The sequence below is a fragment of the Herpetosiphon sp. NSE202 genome, from assembly GCF_042688385.1.
GTDB lineage: Bacteria > Chloroflexota > Chloroflexia > Chloroflexales > Herpetosiphonaceae > Herpetosiphon.
The window spans coordinates 1-17,620 of record NZ_JBHUPY010000006.1 but is presented as its reverse complement, the minus strand read 5'-3'; the positions used below and the strand labels follow the sequence as shown (position 1 = coordinate 17,620).

General features: G+C 52.0%; 5 protein-coding genes and 1 pseudogene. All 6 read right to left on the bottom strand.

Annotated elements, in window-relative coordinates:
• Positions 1 to 9 precede the first annotated feature (9 nt).
• Positions 10 to 2,424, bottom strand: a complete 2,415-nt coding sequence (locus ACFMKP_RS07975; protein ID WP_382290702.1) for a DUF2298 domain-containing protein — start codon at positions 2,422 to 2,424, stop codon at positions 10 to 12.
• A gap of 9 nt (positions 2,425 to 2,433) precedes the next feature.
• Positions 2,434 to 10,224 carry a DUF2298 domain-containing protein gene (locus ACFMKP_RS07970; protein WP_382290699.1) on the bottom strand — a complete coding sequence of 2,597 codons (7,791 nt, stop codon included), beginning with the start codon at positions 10,222 to 10,224 and terminating at the stop codon, positions 2,434 to 2,436.
• Between the two features lie 506 nt (positions 10,225 to 10,730).
• A complete protein-coding gene (locus ACFMKP_RS07965) occupies positions 10,731 to 11,072 on the bottom strand; it encodes a hypothetical protein (RefSeq protein WP_382290697.1) in 342 nt (113 codons plus the stop codon).
• Between the two features lie 14 nt (positions 11,073 to 11,086).
• Positions 11,087 to 12,031, bottom strand: a complete 945-nt coding sequence (locus ACFMKP_RS07960; RefSeq protein WP_382290695.1) for a WXG100 family type VII secretion target — start codon at positions 12,029 to 12,031, stop codon at positions 11,087 to 11,089.
• 563 nt (positions 12,032 to 12,594) lie between these two features.
• A complete protein-coding gene (locus tag ACFMKP_RS07955) occupies positions 12,595 to 15,990 on the bottom strand; it encodes a helicase-related protein (RefSeq protein WP_382290693.1) in 3,396 nt (1,131 codons plus the stop codon).
• A gap of 465 nt (positions 15,991 to 16,455) precedes the next feature.
• A pseudogene (locus ACFMKP_RS07950) lies at positions 16,456 to 17,620 on the bottom strand (hypothetical protein); the annotation flags it as partial.

Below are 17,620 nucleotides of genomic sequence, written 5' to 3'. Positions count from 1 at the left end.
TCCATGCTCCTAGGGTTGTACCTGATAAATAATCCAGCCATCGGCTTCGTAGACTTTGGTCGCTGCTTGTTCGAGCAAGCCAATATTGGCTTGGGGATACGCTTTTTGCTCATTCGGCCCCCAAACCACATAATTAACTTTTTGGCGAGTCAGCACTTCGCGTAGTTGATTTAGATCGGTTGCATTATAAATTGCATTCAGATCGCCTTGGCGCTGCGCTACTTGTTGGCTGGCATCGGGCTGCTTGCTACGCCACAAGCCTTCGTGAGAACCAGGCCACGCCAAAAGGGTTGGCCGAGCGCTTAAGGTCGCCAATTCGCCGCCATCTTGATAGCTACTGCCAGGCGCGTTTGCCAAAACGCTGGTGCGCGGAGTGTTTGCTTCAAGCCAAGCTGCGGCTTTACGAATTGGCTCCAAAAAGTGTTGAGAGCTTTCAATCCCATCTAGTTTCGCGCCACTCGCATCCCACGAGGGCGAGGTTCGCGGGTTGATCACTGAAATTGGGTAGACCAAGCCGCCAGCCAACAATAGCCCAAATAATGGCACCCAAATGCCATTCGTCCAGCGTCGCCACTGGCCATTGCTCAACAAGCCCCAAATACTGGCAGCCGCAATAATCCCCAACAGCATCCAAGCTTGATAATAGACCTTGAAAACTGTGTTCATACGATTATCAAAAATGTCGCGCAGATACAGAAAATCGACAACCACAATCAATAAGGCTGCCAAGCCAACCACAATCAAGCTAAAGTTTTGCACATCGCGCTGGTTGCGTTGCCAGGCTGTTTGCCAACAGATCACGGCAATTGGTAAAAACACGACCGCTGGAATGCCTGCGATCAAGCCAATCAGCAGCACCACCCCAATCACTGCCCATTGTTGCCATACTTTGACGATGCGCGTCAGCCATGCAACGATTGGCACCAAGAACAAACCAAAAATGATCAGCAAATCAGTCCAGCCTGAATGATCACGGGCTGGAGCCATAATTTTGCCCAAACTGTTGATAATTGGGATGTTGGCGAAGGGTTCAGGAATCGTATCGCGGCCAGCAAACGAGGTAAATGTGAGCAAGAATGGCATATAGAGCAAAACCGCTGCCAACACCACCAAGCCAACTTGACCAGCCACATGCAACCAGTCGCGGCGCGTTGGCTGCGGCGTATGACTCCGCCACAAGTTGACCAAGCCCAAAGCATACAACACACCAAAGGTTGGCGCATCCCATGAATTAGCCGCGTACAAGCCGCCAATTACCAAGCCAGCCATGGCCAATTCAAGCCAATCGTGCTTGGGAAAGCGCAGCATTGCAGGCCGCACAAACAACGCCAAAGCCAAGGCAATGGCCAAAAGCGTCAGCGGAATCGCGAGCACATGCGGGTGCATATCGGCCAAATAGAAGCTGAAGAAGGGGAATTCGGTAATAATCTCGCGCTGAAACATCCCCGTGCGTTGCTGGTTATCAACGATGATCGTCGTTTCTTCGCTATCGTCGTAGATCACCCGTGATGGCCACCAAGCATTAAATTTCTCGCCCATTGGTGGCAAGGTCGAGCTTTTAGACTCGCCTGGGTTATCCGATTTGAGCGTTGCAGGATCGACGCTAGCAGGCTCGATGCCTTGCAATGCTTGCCATAGCACCGAAACCCGTTGGCTATCGGTGAGCTTATTAACCTCGGCAGAATTGATGATCGTTTGCAAAGCCCCCATTTGGTTGCCCACCATCAGCACCAGCACACAGCCAAGCACGCCAAGGGCGGCAATTCCAGCCAAGCGCAAACGCGATAGCACATAATCGTGCCACCACAACCGCACCATCGTTGTGACTAAACCAGCAATTCCAAGGCTACCTAAGCCAATAATCGTGGCTAAGCCTAAATTGAAGGTTTCGCCAAGCGTCGCGCCACTCAACACGCTCAAAACGCTGATCAGCACATAGCCAAAATAATAATAATTAACACTAAATCCCGCCAACCATAAATCGCTTGGCGGATAGCTGGAGCTATTCAACACGGCGCTAAACAGCATCGCTTCCATGGGTTTTTCGGTGGAATGAATCCCCGATCCATACAACCCATGCAAACGCAACTGAATGCCCAGCCAGAAAACCAGCCCAAATAACAGTTCGTAGGCCAGCCATTCAGGCCAATGTTGGCGAATTGCCGCCAGCATGCGCGCTTTATCAAAGGGCTTTTGCACAAACCAGCTCAGCGTGCCAAGGCCGATTAGGCCCAAGCCAACCGTCACGCCATCGAAGCCCGAAAGATTGAGCATCGCGCCCATCCAAGCCAGCCATGCAACAACCAACAGGCCTAGTGCCTTGCTCCACGCCAATCCCCGCCCTGGCAAATGGCCAAACACGCGCATACTCAGCGGCAGCGCGAGAATTCCGATTAAAACGATCCTTAACCACCAAGCAATCATAACAACTCACTATGGCAGGTTCTTCAAGCGCTCCTGCGCCGAACCTACCCATAAGCCCTCGGGCGGGGCGATACTCAAATAGGTTTCGTATTCGCGGCGAGCCTCGGCAGGATTATTTTGCAACCGATACACTTCGGCCAGATGGTAGTGCGGGTCGGCAAATTGGCTATCGGCCAGAATCGCCGCGCTAAATTGGGCCGCCGCCGCATCAAGTTTGGTGCTATCAATCTCGGCCCAAGCCAAATAGCCTTGGCCTAGTTTGGTTTGGTTTTGCGGGTTTGGCCCTGCATTATAGGCTTGTTCGTAGGCCAACACCACCTGATCGTAGCGTTTCAGCGAGAGCAGCACATCGCCCAAGAGATGGTGCAAACCAATATCGTTGGGGTGAACATCGGCAGCCCGACCCAAAATCGCAGCCGCGCGATCAGCTTGGCCCGACTGCCACAATTGCTTGCCAGCCTCGAAGGCATAGCCAGCATTGTTGGGGTCGCTTTCGTAAAGCGCAACCGCCGCCTCAACTTGATTGCCAGCCTGATCAACCGGCGTGTTCGGCACTGCTGGCGTTGCAGGCACGCCATCACGCCATTGCATCGCTAGCTCGCGCAATTGCGGAGTGGTTTTGTAGATTGTGACGCTATTCTGTTGATAAACTTGCTGCACGCCGGGCATCGTCACAAATTTATCAACGCCCATTGGGTCGCGCAAGCGCTCAATCTGGCCAACATACACATAATCCACGCCATATTTATTCAGCAACCATTGGGTGCGCAACACATCAAGGCTGCTATAAATCTCCAGCACATCGCGAATCCGTTGGTCAACCAATGGCCCAGGCCGTTGTTCGCCAGCATGCAAAGCACTAATGACGGTTGGCAAGCCAGTGTTGGCCGTAATCCGAATGCCATAAGCGCGATAGAATTCTTGCTCCGATTGCAGCAAAATTTCGGTGCCAGTAATATTCTCGGTAATCCAGCGAATTGCCGCCAGATCGTCAGCCAGATTAACTATGCCATTGTTGACGCTATATTCAGCAGTTTGCATATAGGCCAAGCCATCAAGGGTCAAGCCTTGCACTGGTTTATCGAAGCGCATGCCAACCCGACTGAGCGTGCCAAAAATCGGGAAGAATAGGCCAATCACAACCCCAATCGTAACCACCGTTTGCCAACTATATTTGGCCACCCGCGAGCTGCGCAGGGCCGAAGCAATATGCGGCAACAGCAGGCTCGCGCTCAAAGCCCACAGCACCCAAACTTGATAACCAAATTTGAAAACTGTGTTCATTCGCTCTGAATCGCCAGGACCGCCTTCCCACGTGCCAGGTGCAAGGTGATCACGAATGAACAACATTTCGACACCCAAGGCCACTAAGCCGCCGACCAAGCCCAGCACAATTGCCCAGCGCGCCGATGGCGAGGCCACCCGATTGATAAAGCGCCGAATGAGGCCCGCCAAGAGCAAGCCAATCGCTAAGCGCACCGGAATGCCAGCGCTGAAAATTGGCTTATAGATTGCTGCCAAGCCTGGCAAAACCGAAGGCTCGGTAAGCGCACTCTTGCCAGCAGCGCTACGGGTCAAAAGTAACACAACCAAGGCCGCCGCAGCCAAGCCATAGCCAATCAGCCAGCGCCCACGCGTCGCTTTCACCCAATCCAAAAATGGCGTAGGTTCGGCGCGTTTAAGCGGTAACAACAGCCAAGCAGTGATCACCAGTACAAACAGGCCATAAATCGCCAGCCACGGCACAAGTGCTGTGCCAACCCGAATTGGCCATACGCCACCAACCGGCGCTTTATAGCTGCCCAAGAATGGCGCATACAGCAGCAAACCAAGCGCCACCGTTGCCACACCTAGCAGGCTATAACCAAGCGTCGACCACCAACGGCGTTGCGGCGCTTGCCAACCCCGCGCCATCAAGCCAACTATGAGCACCAAGCCGTAGGTTGGCACATCCCATGCATTGGCCGCTGCTAATGAGCCAACCGCCAAGGCTGCTAAACCAAACGCTGGCAATTGGCGGCGTAAGCGTCGTCGTCTGCTCACTTCCCACGCCAAGGCCACCACCAACAAGGTTATTGGCAAGGCAATCAGGTGCGGGTGTAAATCGGCAAAAATAATGCTCCAGGCAGGAAATTCATTAATCGTATTAAGTTGATCGCTAACAGTGACCCGACTTGGCCCCCAGAACCATGGCACGCCGCCGCCCAAACGGCGGGTAAAGTTTTCGCGCGTGCCATTGGCTAGCGCATCGCCGAGCATCGCACCCAAACTGGTGTTGCTATCGAGCGGCGCACAAGCAGCTTCGCGGCCTTCGCCACCCAACTCGCACGCTTGCCAAGCCCGCACCACGCCGCCAATTCCGGTCGAGGTACCAATTGGCAACACGCCTGCCAAATTGCCGATGATGGCCACTGCAACCAAGGCCATGGCGGCAACTTTGAGCCGCCGCGTAACCACCAAGCCCACTGCCCAAGCTCCAATGCCGATCAACGCGCCAACTGTGGCAACCGCCAAATTAAAGCCAATTGCCGAGTTCAACCCAAACAACTTCATCGGCAAGGCCATCAAATACAGGCCGTAGTAGTAGTAGTTGATCGTGCCTTGCGAATAGAATGGATCGAGCGGTGGCATGTTGGGCGAGCGCAACACTGCATTCAAAAAGCCAAATTCAAACGGCTTTTCGCCACCCCAGTAGGGATGCCACAAATCAGAATTGGCTGCCCGAACCAAGGTCCAAAGCGCAAACAAGCTGACAAAAACCAACTCGCTGATGATGATGTTGCGCCGTTGTTGTCGCCAGCCAGCGCGAATCCGTTGGGCCGCACCAAAATACCATGCCGCAACTGCCAAGGCCGCCAACATTGCGAAGCCTACAACCACGCTGAGCCGCGTCCACTGCCAGAAGCCAAGGCTGGTTGGCAGCCAAATCAGCCAGCCAAGCAGCAAGATTCCAGCAATTTTGCTGGCGCTCCAAGCTGCGGCTAACGACGAACGCAAGGCTTGAGCCACAATTGGGAAGGCTAGCAAGCCCACCAATTCAAAAAATAGCAACCACAACACGATTGCAGCGCCCTGATTTTGGTTGATCCAAGCCCAATCTGAGAAGCCATCAACGCGTGGGGTTTCGACTTTGTTATCGACCGTGGCTTGGGGCAAGGGCTTTTCGGCCATGCTAATCGCCGCAACCGGATTGGCTGGCGGAATGCCCGGCAACTCGGTTGGCGGCAAGGCGCTTGGCTCAGGTACTTTGGCATCGGTGCGCAGGTAGATTTGGGTTGTGCCGCTGTCGTAGCCAATGCGCCAACGCCCCGAGGCCTTCAGTTGCTCAAAAACTGGCAACAAATCGCCGTAGACCGCACGCTCCAAGCCGCCAAGATAAATTACGCTCACGCCATAGCGGTCGAGGTAATTTTGGGCGGTATTGGCATCAAATGCGGTGTAAATTTGCTGAATGATATTTTTACGATTGGCGATAATCCCAGCTGCTTCTGCTGGTGCACGTTGCTGATTCTCGTGACCATCCCAGCCGATCAAGGTTGGCAGGCCAGTCCAAGTTGCAATGCGGCTGTTCCAGCGATAGGCTGAGGTGCTGGCTTCGAGCACAGTTGGCGTGCCTTCGACGTTGGCGCGCAACCAGCGAATCGCCGCTGCATCGTCTTTAAGCGCAATTTCGCGATTTTCAACCCAGGTCGCGCCTTCCATCCAAGCCATGCCATCAAGCCCACGCGGCGCATCGGCCACATAGCGATCGGAAACTTTGGCTTGGGTGGCGGTAATTGGATAGACCAAAGCGCCAAGCACCAACAAGCCCGTGACGGTTGCCCACGAGATGCGCAATGGAGCCGCCAAACCAGAACGCAACCCGCTGCGGAAGGCACTCAAGGTCAATGGCACAACACTAGCTGCTGACAAGGCCAACAAGGCCCAAGCCTCGTAACCAAGCTTAAACACCACGTTCATGCGTCCAGCGCCGGGCAAGACAATCGTTTCGGTCAAGAGCACCAGCAAAATGCCAGCAGTCGTCAAGGCCAAGGGCACAACTTCGCGTCGTCTGGTGCGCCCAGCCAAGGCACTCCACAACAGCGAAATTCCCCAAACTGCCAGCGGCAATAGAACCACGATTGAGGCAGCACGTTGGGCAATCGCCTGCTTGAATAAATTATCAATCAACAGCGCTACTTTGCCTGGCTCAACGCTCATATCAAGCGGGGTTACCACATTTTGCAGCAGGCTGATCAACGCCATCCAGACGAGGCTGGCACCAATCCCAATTAAGGTGTTGCGCATGCCCCAAATTCGCCGCGCCAGCAGCAGCATCCATGGAATCAAAATCCAGAACCACAAGCCATACAACGCAGTGAATTCGCGAATTGTCATGCGTTGGTCGTTGGTCAGCAATTGGGGCTTGCCATAGTCGCCAGTCGCCAAATAGCGGTTGAATGGCGACCAAACCACGGTCATCACCACAAACACTGCCAGCGGTGGCAGCACAATCCACAACCAGCGCTTGGGCCAAGCGACATTGCGGCTTTGTTGCACCCCAACCACCAACAAGGCAACTGCCGCCAACGCTAGGCTCAGCGGATAATCCCACACATTGGTGGCCTTGAGTGCGCCAATCAAAATGCCCAGCGCCACGCTCCAACCTGCCAAGGCTTTGGCCGAAATCGTGGGCGCTTTGTACAAGCCAACCAGGCTCAGCAAGAGCAAGACGAGCAGCGAAAGCCCAATAATGTGGGCATGCAAATCGCCATATAAAAACGAGAAGAAGGGAAATTCGCTAATTGTGCTGGGCGGAATCACCCGCGTTGCATTCCAATAGGGCCATTCTGGGCGCAAATTGAACGATTCGCCATCGAGCCGTTTGGCAAAGCCTGCCGCTGCATCAGCCAACGGCGAGCCACCTTCCAGCCAAATACCTTGGCTCGATTGCTCAGGATTCGACCAACTTAACTCGCTGTTGCCCAAAATCCGGGCACTATTGAAATAAAAGACTGGCTGGACCAAATTGCCCAAGAGCATCAAGGCTACCGCCGCCCCAACCGCCGTCATGCAGGCGCGGCGCTCGATCTTTTTGGCAGCTCGCCCAAGCGTCGAAAGCAGATTGTAGCCAAAACTGCCACTCAGTTGCGCGGTCATGGCAAACAAGCTAATTAATGCCAGATTGAAGCCAACCTCTGGGCGAATCGCCAACAGCTTCATCGGCATGCCCATCAGCACATAGCCCCAATAGTAGTAGTTCATGTAGCCGCCAGCAAACCATGGGTCATAGGGCGGGAACTGCACCGATTTGAGCGTCGCCGTCAGGTAGGCCAAATTCATGGGCTTTTCGCCGCCCATGGCTGGGTGCCATAAATCGGGGTTCAGGTAGCGAATCGTCAGCAAAATCAAAAAGCCAACCAGATAAATCGCCTGCGACGTGAGAATTGCCGCGCGGCGCGTCTGCCACCACAAGCGTAATTCGTGGCGCGAACGCAGCAAACTAACCCCGCCCAAGCCAACCAAAACCAGATAGACCCCAGCAATCCAGAAGCGATTGAACGACCACCAATGCCATGCCGCTGGCAGCCATGCAATCAAGGCCAGGGCAAATAGACCAACCAGCCGCGCCATGCCCAAGCCACGGTCAGGCAAGGGCAATTTTAAGCGCCACAGCAGACCAAAGGCCGCCAAGCCCAGCACTTCTAGCGCCAAAACCCAGAAAATCAATGGCGCAACATTGGCAACGCCATCAAAAACCCAAGCCCACGTGCCCGAAGTCAGTTGCTCGCGCCATTCGGCCACAGTTTGTTGCAACATAGTTGGCATTGGCGTGGCAACTTTGGGCCGCAACTTATAAATTTCATCAACATTCACATCACGCAAAATTTGCTGGCGTGCTGCATCAACATTCCAGCTATCAGTGCGCTTCCAAATCGTCACCCGAGGATGATCGTAAACGCTCCAATCTTCGGTGGCGTGATCATCGGGAATGCTGATACCCAAAAACGAAGGATACGAACTGAAATCGGCAACTTTTTCGTAGCCCAGCGAGCCATCGAAAATGCCCTTGAAGAAATTGAGCGTGGCCGGAAAACGCATCGGCAATTGATCAAGCGAATCGTAGGCACGATTTGAGGTAAAGGCCAAATAGTTGGCTTGGTTGGCAACTTGCAGAATTTGCTCAATCGAGCCAGCATCATTTTCATTGACAATTGGCAACTGCACATCAGTCCAGATCCAATTTTCCATGGCTGGAATGCCAATATCCCACGAATCGGAGGTGTGAGTGCTGCCCGGCGGCAGGTTGGCGTGCGCCCAAGCAGAAGCTTGAATCCGGGTATGTGGTCGCTCATAGATCCGGCTAAAACCCCAGCCCCAGAGCAGCGTTACCAGCGCCACCATGCTGGTGAGGCCCACTGCCAAGCCATGCAACGGCACTTTGCGAAACAGTAACGGTGTGCCTTCGCGCCGCGCCCAATCGATAAAGCTAATCAAGCCCCACGCCGCAAATAAAATTAACGGGCCATAAATCGGCAGCAAATAGCGCATCGGCTTGATCATCAAGCCGCCCTGCCAGAAGAAATAAATCCCTGTCCAAAGCCACATTGGCAAGAGGCCAAGCAAACGCTGGCGTGATGTTGAGCGCAATAGTGCAACCCCAAATGCCAGCCAGCCAAGCCATGCCGCCACGCCCAAAGGCACGCCCATGCCCCAGCGAATCATGTTGGTCAATTCGTAGGTATAGTTGCTGCGGCCAGCCCATTGATGCGATGAAGGTGCATCAACATCACCAGATGAAGTTGCACTAGCACGGCCAATTGCCTCAATAAAACGCTCATCTGGGCCAATGCCATTGAAGGCATCGGGCATGCTAAAACGCAGCGTAAACAACATTACTAACAAGGCTAGAACAGCAAAAGGCAAAGCATGCATACCACTCCAAAACAGCCGATGGAAAAGTACGGCTGGCGAGTGGTTAGCACGTAAATGCGCTGGATTATGCCAATAAGCCACCATGGCAGCAATCGCAATAATCCCACCAAGTGGCGCGAGGGTAATTTTGCAGGAAACCGCCAAAGCTAAGGCTGCACCAGCAAACATGGTGTTGAGAAATGCGCTCCACCATTGGCGCGATTGGGCCAAACGCGTGCTCGCATACAAGGTCAACAGGCCATACATCGCCGCCTGACCATCGACGACAAAAAAGTGGGCATGTTGAATGAGGGCTGGCGACCAAGCAAAACAAAAGCCAGCCAACAAGCCAATGCGGCGGCTATTGAGCGTGCGGCCAAGCAAAAACAAGAGTACGATTGAAATCAAATCGGCAATTGTTGAGACGGTGCGGCCAACCACGGCAATTTGGCGGCTCGATAGTTGGTCTGGTTCAATTTCAGGGTAGAATTTTTCAGTTAAGTAGCGCACGCTGGCAACTGGCAACGAGCCATAAACATAGCCTTGATCAATCGTGCGCGGGTTGAGTGAGTTACAGCCGCTGGTTGCGCTAGGCCGTTGTTTGCTCAGATCAGGCTCTTCTGGATTACGCGTATTCTTCAGTTGGGCCACGCCTTGATCGTTGGTCACAATCTCACATTCGGTTCTGAGATAGCTCAAAAACGAATCGGGAACACGCAGGTTGGGCGTAATCGCATCCTTGAGGTAATACTCGTCTGGGTGAATGAGTGGCGCGTAGCCATCCCAATCAGCACGATTGATCGATCGTACTCCCCAAGCCATCCAAAGGATTACCAACAATAAAAGCAAGCTGATCAAATCGGGGAAGCGTCGCCCAAAGGCACGCAGCGCAGCGAAACGTGGCATAGTTATCACCCTGAACTCAACAACGGGCGAATTATAGCGCAAAATCGGCTTGCATGGGAACACAATAGAGAAGGATGAAGGATGAATTATGAGGGATGAAATTTAGAACATAGAACAGAGAGCATAGAACATAAAATAAATCAGAAGGCAAAAGTCAAAAGGCAAAATCACAAGCTATGCAGCATTGAAACCACAAAGAGCACGAAGAACACAAAGGTTAAGTTTTTTCGCCACAGATTGACACAGATTTGTTTGATTTTGTTCCTGCTCCCCAATAGCCATCAGCCAAAAGCCAATAACCTGCCATTCCTCACATCTCTTTTGACTTTTGATTATCTATGCTCTCTGTTCTATGCTCTTCATCCCTCATCCCTCATAATTCATCCTTTCGTTCTCTGCGCCTCTGCGTTAATCCTAACTCCTGAAGCCTATAGCCTATTTTGATTTTTGCCTTCTGCCTTTTGACTTTTGCCTTCATCCCTCATCCTTCATACTTTCGCTATGCGCTATGCTCGCTGCTCTTCAGAATCAGTTTTATTGACCTGTTGGCGCAGACGTTCGGTTAGCCTAGGTTTGGTCGAGGTCACCGCAGTTTGGGCCAGCTTAACCTCAGGTTGCCACTCAATCGCTGGATACTCATCTTCGATCAAGCCTTCGAGCGACAGTAAGTTTGGTTGCCAACTATCGAAGGTTTGGCGTTGAGCAGGATCAAATTGAAAACTCTGATCGGTACACAGAAACACCTGATAGCTGGTTTCTGCGGCATTCGTCAGCGGCTTGATCAAAATGTACCAATCTTTATAGGTTCCCGATTGGATAAGGCCAATCGTGTTGTAGGCAATCGACATACAATACTCCTTGATTAGGGTACGATTGGAATATGATTATTGCTAACATATTCCCAGCGGCCAGGTCGGCGCGGATCGGGTTTGACTCGTTCAAGATGGACGTGTGGCACATCAGGCGAATGATCGCCCGCAAGGGAACCATCGTCGATGCGGCCTTGGTTGTAGGTACCATCGGCATTCGGGGTTTTGCTGCGAAATACGCCTGGTGAAACTTCCTCAGCATCGCCGATCCATTGACCAATTGCATCAAGTGCTTCATCTTCGGTCAACGTTTCGCCGCTGGTTATATTCCCAGTTGCCTTCTCTGTTTCGCCAATTACATTGCCAATTTTCTCGGCATCGACGCTTGCATTATGGCTGGGCGTTGCAGGTGTTGCATTTTGGCTGATTAATGCAGCGCCACCGATTACTGCAACCCCAAGCAAACCAAGAGCAATAAGATCGCCAATCGGCAAGGGGCCATCAGCAAGGGCTAGCCCACCAGCAATTGGCAGAACACCCGCAACACCACCTGCCTGGACAACTGGTTGTTGGCGTTCTACCAGCCAATCGCGCAAACGTTGGCGTAATGGTTCAGGATTATAGGTCTGCTCTTCAACGTGCGCTGCGACTTGAACATTTTGGAAAGCACGTGGTTTAGCAGCAACTGCTTCGACCGTACCTTTGAACAATGCCGCAGCTTCTTCTTCGCTATAACGAAAAACAATCTGAATTTGGCGCGTCAGATCGCTAGCTTCTTGAAAAACTGTTTGCAAGCGACGAATCGCCGGAAAAACTATGCTATCTAACTCATTAAAACAGCGCTGCGCCGACTCGCCTTGCCATCCTCCATCGCGCAATGGTTGCATCCCCCGTTGCAGCAATTGCTCAAGATCTTGAATCCGACTAGCAAGTTTTTGAAAGCGTTGGCGAACAGTATCAGTGCTCAAATAATCAATTTGCACAAGCTCATTAGCCACATACCCTCCAAGTGATCGTATAAACAATACTCAGATAGCTATACTGATTTATGCCTTGGAGGTTGCACTAATATTAAGCAGTTTGATGGCCCACGCCCGCACTTGCTCGGCTTCGCCCTGTAAAATCATCTCGTCATAGCGGCTTTGCTGCGCAGTTTGCGGATGCTAGTATCATGATAAACCATTCCAATAGCTGTAATGGTCCATGGCTTTAACCACCACCTCATCCACGAAGGACACGAAGGGCCACAAAGTTAGGAACCACGAAGAACGCGAAGATCGCGAAGAACATGTTTTAGCCACGAATGATCACGCTTCATCCTTCATCCCTCATCCTTCATATTTTCACTATGTTCTATGTTCTATGTTCTTTGGTCTCTATTCATCCTTTCGTTCTCTGCGCCGCTGCGTTAATTTTTCGCCACGAATTGCCCGAATACTGTTCCGATAGCCCAAAGCCTATCGCCCCGATCCCTGATCCCCGACCCCTCGGCCTTCATCCTTCATCCCTCATCCTTCATACTTTCACTATGTTCTATGCTCTATGTTCTTTGGTCTTTGGGCTATGCATAAATATATTCATAACAAACTAAGGTCAGATCAGTTGCTTTGATCGTGCTGGCTGGGCTATTTGGCTCAAACGTACTCCGACCTTGGGTTTGGTAGAGTTCGCGCAATAGCTCAAGCACGGCCTGCACATCTGCATCAGCATTATAGCGATTGAGGGCTTTGCGCAAGCGTTGCACAACCGCCCCAACCTGTGGCTCTTTCAACATCTTGCGCAATTCGCGCACTTCAGCCCGATCAACACCAGGTTGCGCTAAATGATTATGCAATAGTTGGGCAATGACATTCTGTTCTGGCGCAACGATTTTATCAACCACCGTCGCGGTAACTTGTTGCTGCACATCCCGCAAAATGCTATTCAGAATCGTATCGTGAATCGCAAAAATATCGACCTCGTGATAGGGCGGCGGAAAGCGTGGTGTATCAGGACTACACGCAATCAGTTGCATAATGGTGTAGCGATTGTCGGTAATCGTCTGTTTTGCAAGGTCGTAGTAGCGCCAAAAATGGGCAGTGCTGCCATCACGCGGGGCAGTGAAATAGAAAAACAGGCCCTTAGCATTGCTGCGCTCAATTCCCGAATGAATGCCATCATCAAGGTCGGTCAGCCAGCGCTGGGCATCGGTCGCCAGCACATTTTGCAATTCAGCAAATAATGATTCGCTACTTGCCAGTTCCAAAAATGATTCTTGCTCCTCAACGACAGCATTATCTTCGTCGGCGATGCGTTTGAGGGTGTTGAAATCGCGCGGCGTAACCACTTCGCCAAGCACACTTGCATCCAAAAAGCCTGTTTGATTGATCAAATCGATTTTGCTGGTTAGGCTGCGCACCAAGCCCAACAAGGCTTCAAGCTCGCGCTCAGGAAACATATTGTAGACATGCAACACATCGAAGTTTGAGCCAAGCCGATCGATCCGGCCTGCTCGTTGCACCATACGCGTTGGATTCCAATGCAGATCGTAGTTCAGCAAATGGCCGCAATCTTGCAAATTATGGCCTTCGGAGAGCACATCGGTGGCAATTAGAATTTGCACTTCTTCACTTGTCCCAATCAAATCTGCCTGATTGCTGGCGCGCGGCGCAAAATGGCTAACAATCTTGGCGCGATCGCTGGTTTTGACGCTGCTATCGATGCGGCGAATGGTTGGATTGCCAAGGCTGGCCTGCCAGGCGGCGTTGCTTGGGTCGGTCAGGGTCTGATATAAATAACGCGCCGTATCTTTGTAGTAGGTAAAAATCACAACTTTGCAACCATTGAGTTGGTTGGCGAGCAAGGCTTGCAATTGCACTAACTTCGCATCGTGGCTGGCCTGAATTTGGCGAATCGCATGCCAAATGTCGTTCAGCGCGTCAATATCTGCTTGCAACGCCCGATGCAAGCGCCGCCGATCGTATTTGCTGGCTTCAAGTTTGGGCAGTTTGGCAATGATGGCACTGGCCGCTGCATGCTCATCAAGCGCCGAGGCTTGCGAGCTTGGGGTGCTATCGTCGCTATCTTCTTCGTCGGCTTCAAGCAAGCGCATGGCCTGTTGAAATGAGACTGAATCGAGCACAACCCCATCTTGAACATATTCAGCAAAGGTTTTGACAAAAGCCAACGAGCGCCGAATCGAAATCCGAAAGGCTTCAATGCTCGATTCGAGTCGTTTGAGAAAGCGGCTTTTGAAAATGCCAACCAAGGCTGCTTGCCGCCCAAGCTCAAAATCGTCTTGATCAATTGGGCGCAACTTGTAGGCTTCAAGGTTGTAATGGGCTAAATGCAGGCCTTCAATCGCGCGAATAATATTTTGATACAGCCCACTGTAGGCCGCTTGCAAATCGTATTCGACGCTGTGCAACTGCCGCGTTGGCCAGCGAATTGGCTCGCCATGAATCAGCGCTTCTGGGTAGGCACGGCGAATAAATTGGCGCGTGCGCCGAATAACCACTTCTTCGAGCAGGTTGAAAATCCGAATTGAGCCTGCTTCCATCGATTCGCGCCGCGCTGCCAAGAAATATTTGTAGAGATCGCCGATGCCCGCCGAAGCAAAATAGCTGCGATCGTTGCCGGTAAACAAATTAATTTGGTTGTATAAATCGAAAATGTTGTTGTTAATCGGCGTGGCGGTTAGCATAATGAGCTTTTTGCGATTGCCACTGCGCCCCCGTCGCCCATTGGCGGCCAGCAAAAGCTCAAGTTGTTGATAGCGTTTGGCGCGCTTGTTGCGAAAATTATGTGCTTCGTCAACCAGAATCACATCAACATCCAAAAACTCGCGGCTATCAAATTCGTCGAGACCAAGCCGTTCTTGGGTGAGCACTTGGCCAGCAATCGTCGCGCTACGCAGCTCGCGCTCCCACATGCCGCGCAACGAAGCCGGACAAATGACCAAGGCTTTTTGGCGCTGATGGTAGGCGTAATCTTCCAGCAGTTTTTTGCCAATCCAGGTTTTACCAAGCCCCACCGAATCGGCGACAATCACGCCATCGTATTGAGCCAAAATCCGCCGCGCTTTGCGCACAGCATCATCTTGGAATTCGGCCAATTCGACCGCCGAACGGGTTGCTGGTTGCTCGTCGCGCTCAGCTAAATCGTCCTTGAAGTAGCGATACAGCGCTTTCATGTAGATTTCGTAGGGCGTGTATTCGCGCCCGCCAAATTTGGAGTTTTCAAGCAATTCGATCAACTGATCTTTATAGTCGATTGAGCGTTGCCACTGCTGCTCGTACCAGCGCGAAAGGTCGAGGATGGCGCGCGTGCCAATTTCGCTTTTGAGCAGGCGTTCTTGTTCTACGTCAAGCTCGCCGCTGGTTTGTTGCGCTGCATGTTGAGCAACTGTGGCTTTGGCTTCAGCATCATCTAGCTCGGCATCGGTCAGCAGAGTTTTATGCACCAAATTCAATTCATGATTGCTGACCAAGCCCGGCCCAGTGAAATTGCTGCTGCCCACAATGCCCACAATTGGCGTGAGCGGATCGAACACATTGGCATCAGCCAAACGCCCATAGAGCAAATAGCACTTGGCATGCAAAAAGGCTCGTCGCCCTTGTTCATCGGGCAAAAAGCCAGTATACAAGCGCACATCAACCTGGTCGCGGCGCAAAAAACGAATCAGCGCTTCGACCAAGCGCAAAGTGCGTTCGCTAAAGGCTTCGGCATTAAGTTCATGACGCAAAAACGCGCCCGAATCGGGCCGCATGCCCAAATCATCGCCAGCCAGCGGTTTATCGCCCAGCAACAAGCGCACTTGGCCTGTGGTTTCTAGCTCGTGGCGCAGTTGCTCAAAGCCGCGAATGCTGAAATAGGCTGTGGCAATATCCAGCGATTGGTCGCTCGCTCGCTGCAACAAATAGCGCAACACATCGGCCAAGCGCTGTTCAATATTATCTATCACATACGGAATTTGCATAAATTTACCTTTGTCTGATGCACGGAGAATGAAACCGCGAAGAGCGCGAAGATCACGAAGGTTTTTTAGCCACGAATTCCACGAATTGCACGAATGATTATTTTTAGCCACAGATTGCACAGATTAGCTAGATTGTGTTCTCCTTACCCCCAACCCCTCTCCCGTCCAACGGGCGAGGGGCTTTAATTACGTAGTTCTAATCACAAGGCAGGGTGAAACATGGCTGCTCCCCCTCGCCCGCGTTCAGTATAAAATCCACTGGTACAAGCGCGTTATCACAAGGCAGGGTGAAACATGGCTGCTCCCCCTCGCCCGCGTTCAGTGGGAGAGGGGGCTGGGGGGTGAGGGGACACGATTGCTAATCCAATGAACCATTACAGCTATGTTCTATACTCTTCATCCTTCATCCCTCATCCTTCATCCTTCATCCTTTTCTATGCTCTATGTTCTATGTTCTATGCTCTCTTAACTCCGTAATACTTGCAGCGCCCACTCGCGCAGTTGCTCGGCTTCGCTGCGTGGAATTACCTCGTCGTGAGCGGCTTTGTTGCGCAGTTTGCGCATGCTATCATTATTGAGCGTTTCGGCCAAACCGTCTGGCCCAAACATATTGCGCTCGCTAAAGCGTTGGCTCACAAAGCTGCGCAAGGCTTGCTCACTCTTGCTGTTCAGCATAATCGGGAAATTGCCCAAGGTCAGGTGGCGCGTGCCTTGCATAAATTCAGCCAAAAATTTATTCTTGCAATCAGCAGCACCAAAGCCCGATTCGTCGCGGAATGGCTTGAAGATCGTTTCGTAGAGCAGGGTTTCAACTGCCTTGGTAAACGGAATCACGCTGACTGAGAAATCCATGGTTTCGTCTTCCATCAACAGGCTATATTCGCCAGTTCGCAGGAAGGTCGGAATTTGCGGCGGCAGGGTGCGCCAATTGGGCAAGGCTGCATCCAAGCTGGCTTCAATGCTAATTGGCTCGACTCGATCGAAGAAGCGCTCGGCAGCAGGCAGAATTTCTTCAGCAATTTTGTCGATAATTGCATCTGCTTGTTCGTCGCTGGTCGCCGCCCCCAAATCTTTGAGCACGTTGGCTTTGGCTTCGCTCAACGCTTGCTCATATTGTGGGCGCTCGATTAGCTCAATCTCTGCATCGCTCAGACCATACAAGCGATAGACAATTTTATCGATCAAGGCATCGGTGCGGGCCAAATCGTGTTTAATCGGCAATAATATGGCAAGCGATTGGTGGTAGGCTTGGTTAATGCTGGCTTCTAGCTCGCTCAGGTTGGCTGCAAAGCGGTTGCGATTTTGATATAACTCGTATAAGAAATCGTCCCAACTCACCGCGCGTTGACCTTTTTGGTAATCGCCAAGGTAGCCCTGAATGATCGTTTTGCCGCTCAGACTCTCAATCCCAGTTTCGCCTTTTTTTGGTTGGATGCGGAGTTGGCTTTCAAGCCAGTTCAAGAAGCGCTTGCTCTCGTGTTGCTTGGCTTTGTTGAGGTCTATCATCTGTTGCGCGAGGTAGGCTAAGAGGTCATGCACCACATCACTAAAGGATTGGTCGGAATTGGTCGGAATTGGTCGGAATTGGTCGGAATTGGTCGGAATTGGTCGGAATTGGTCGGAATTGGTC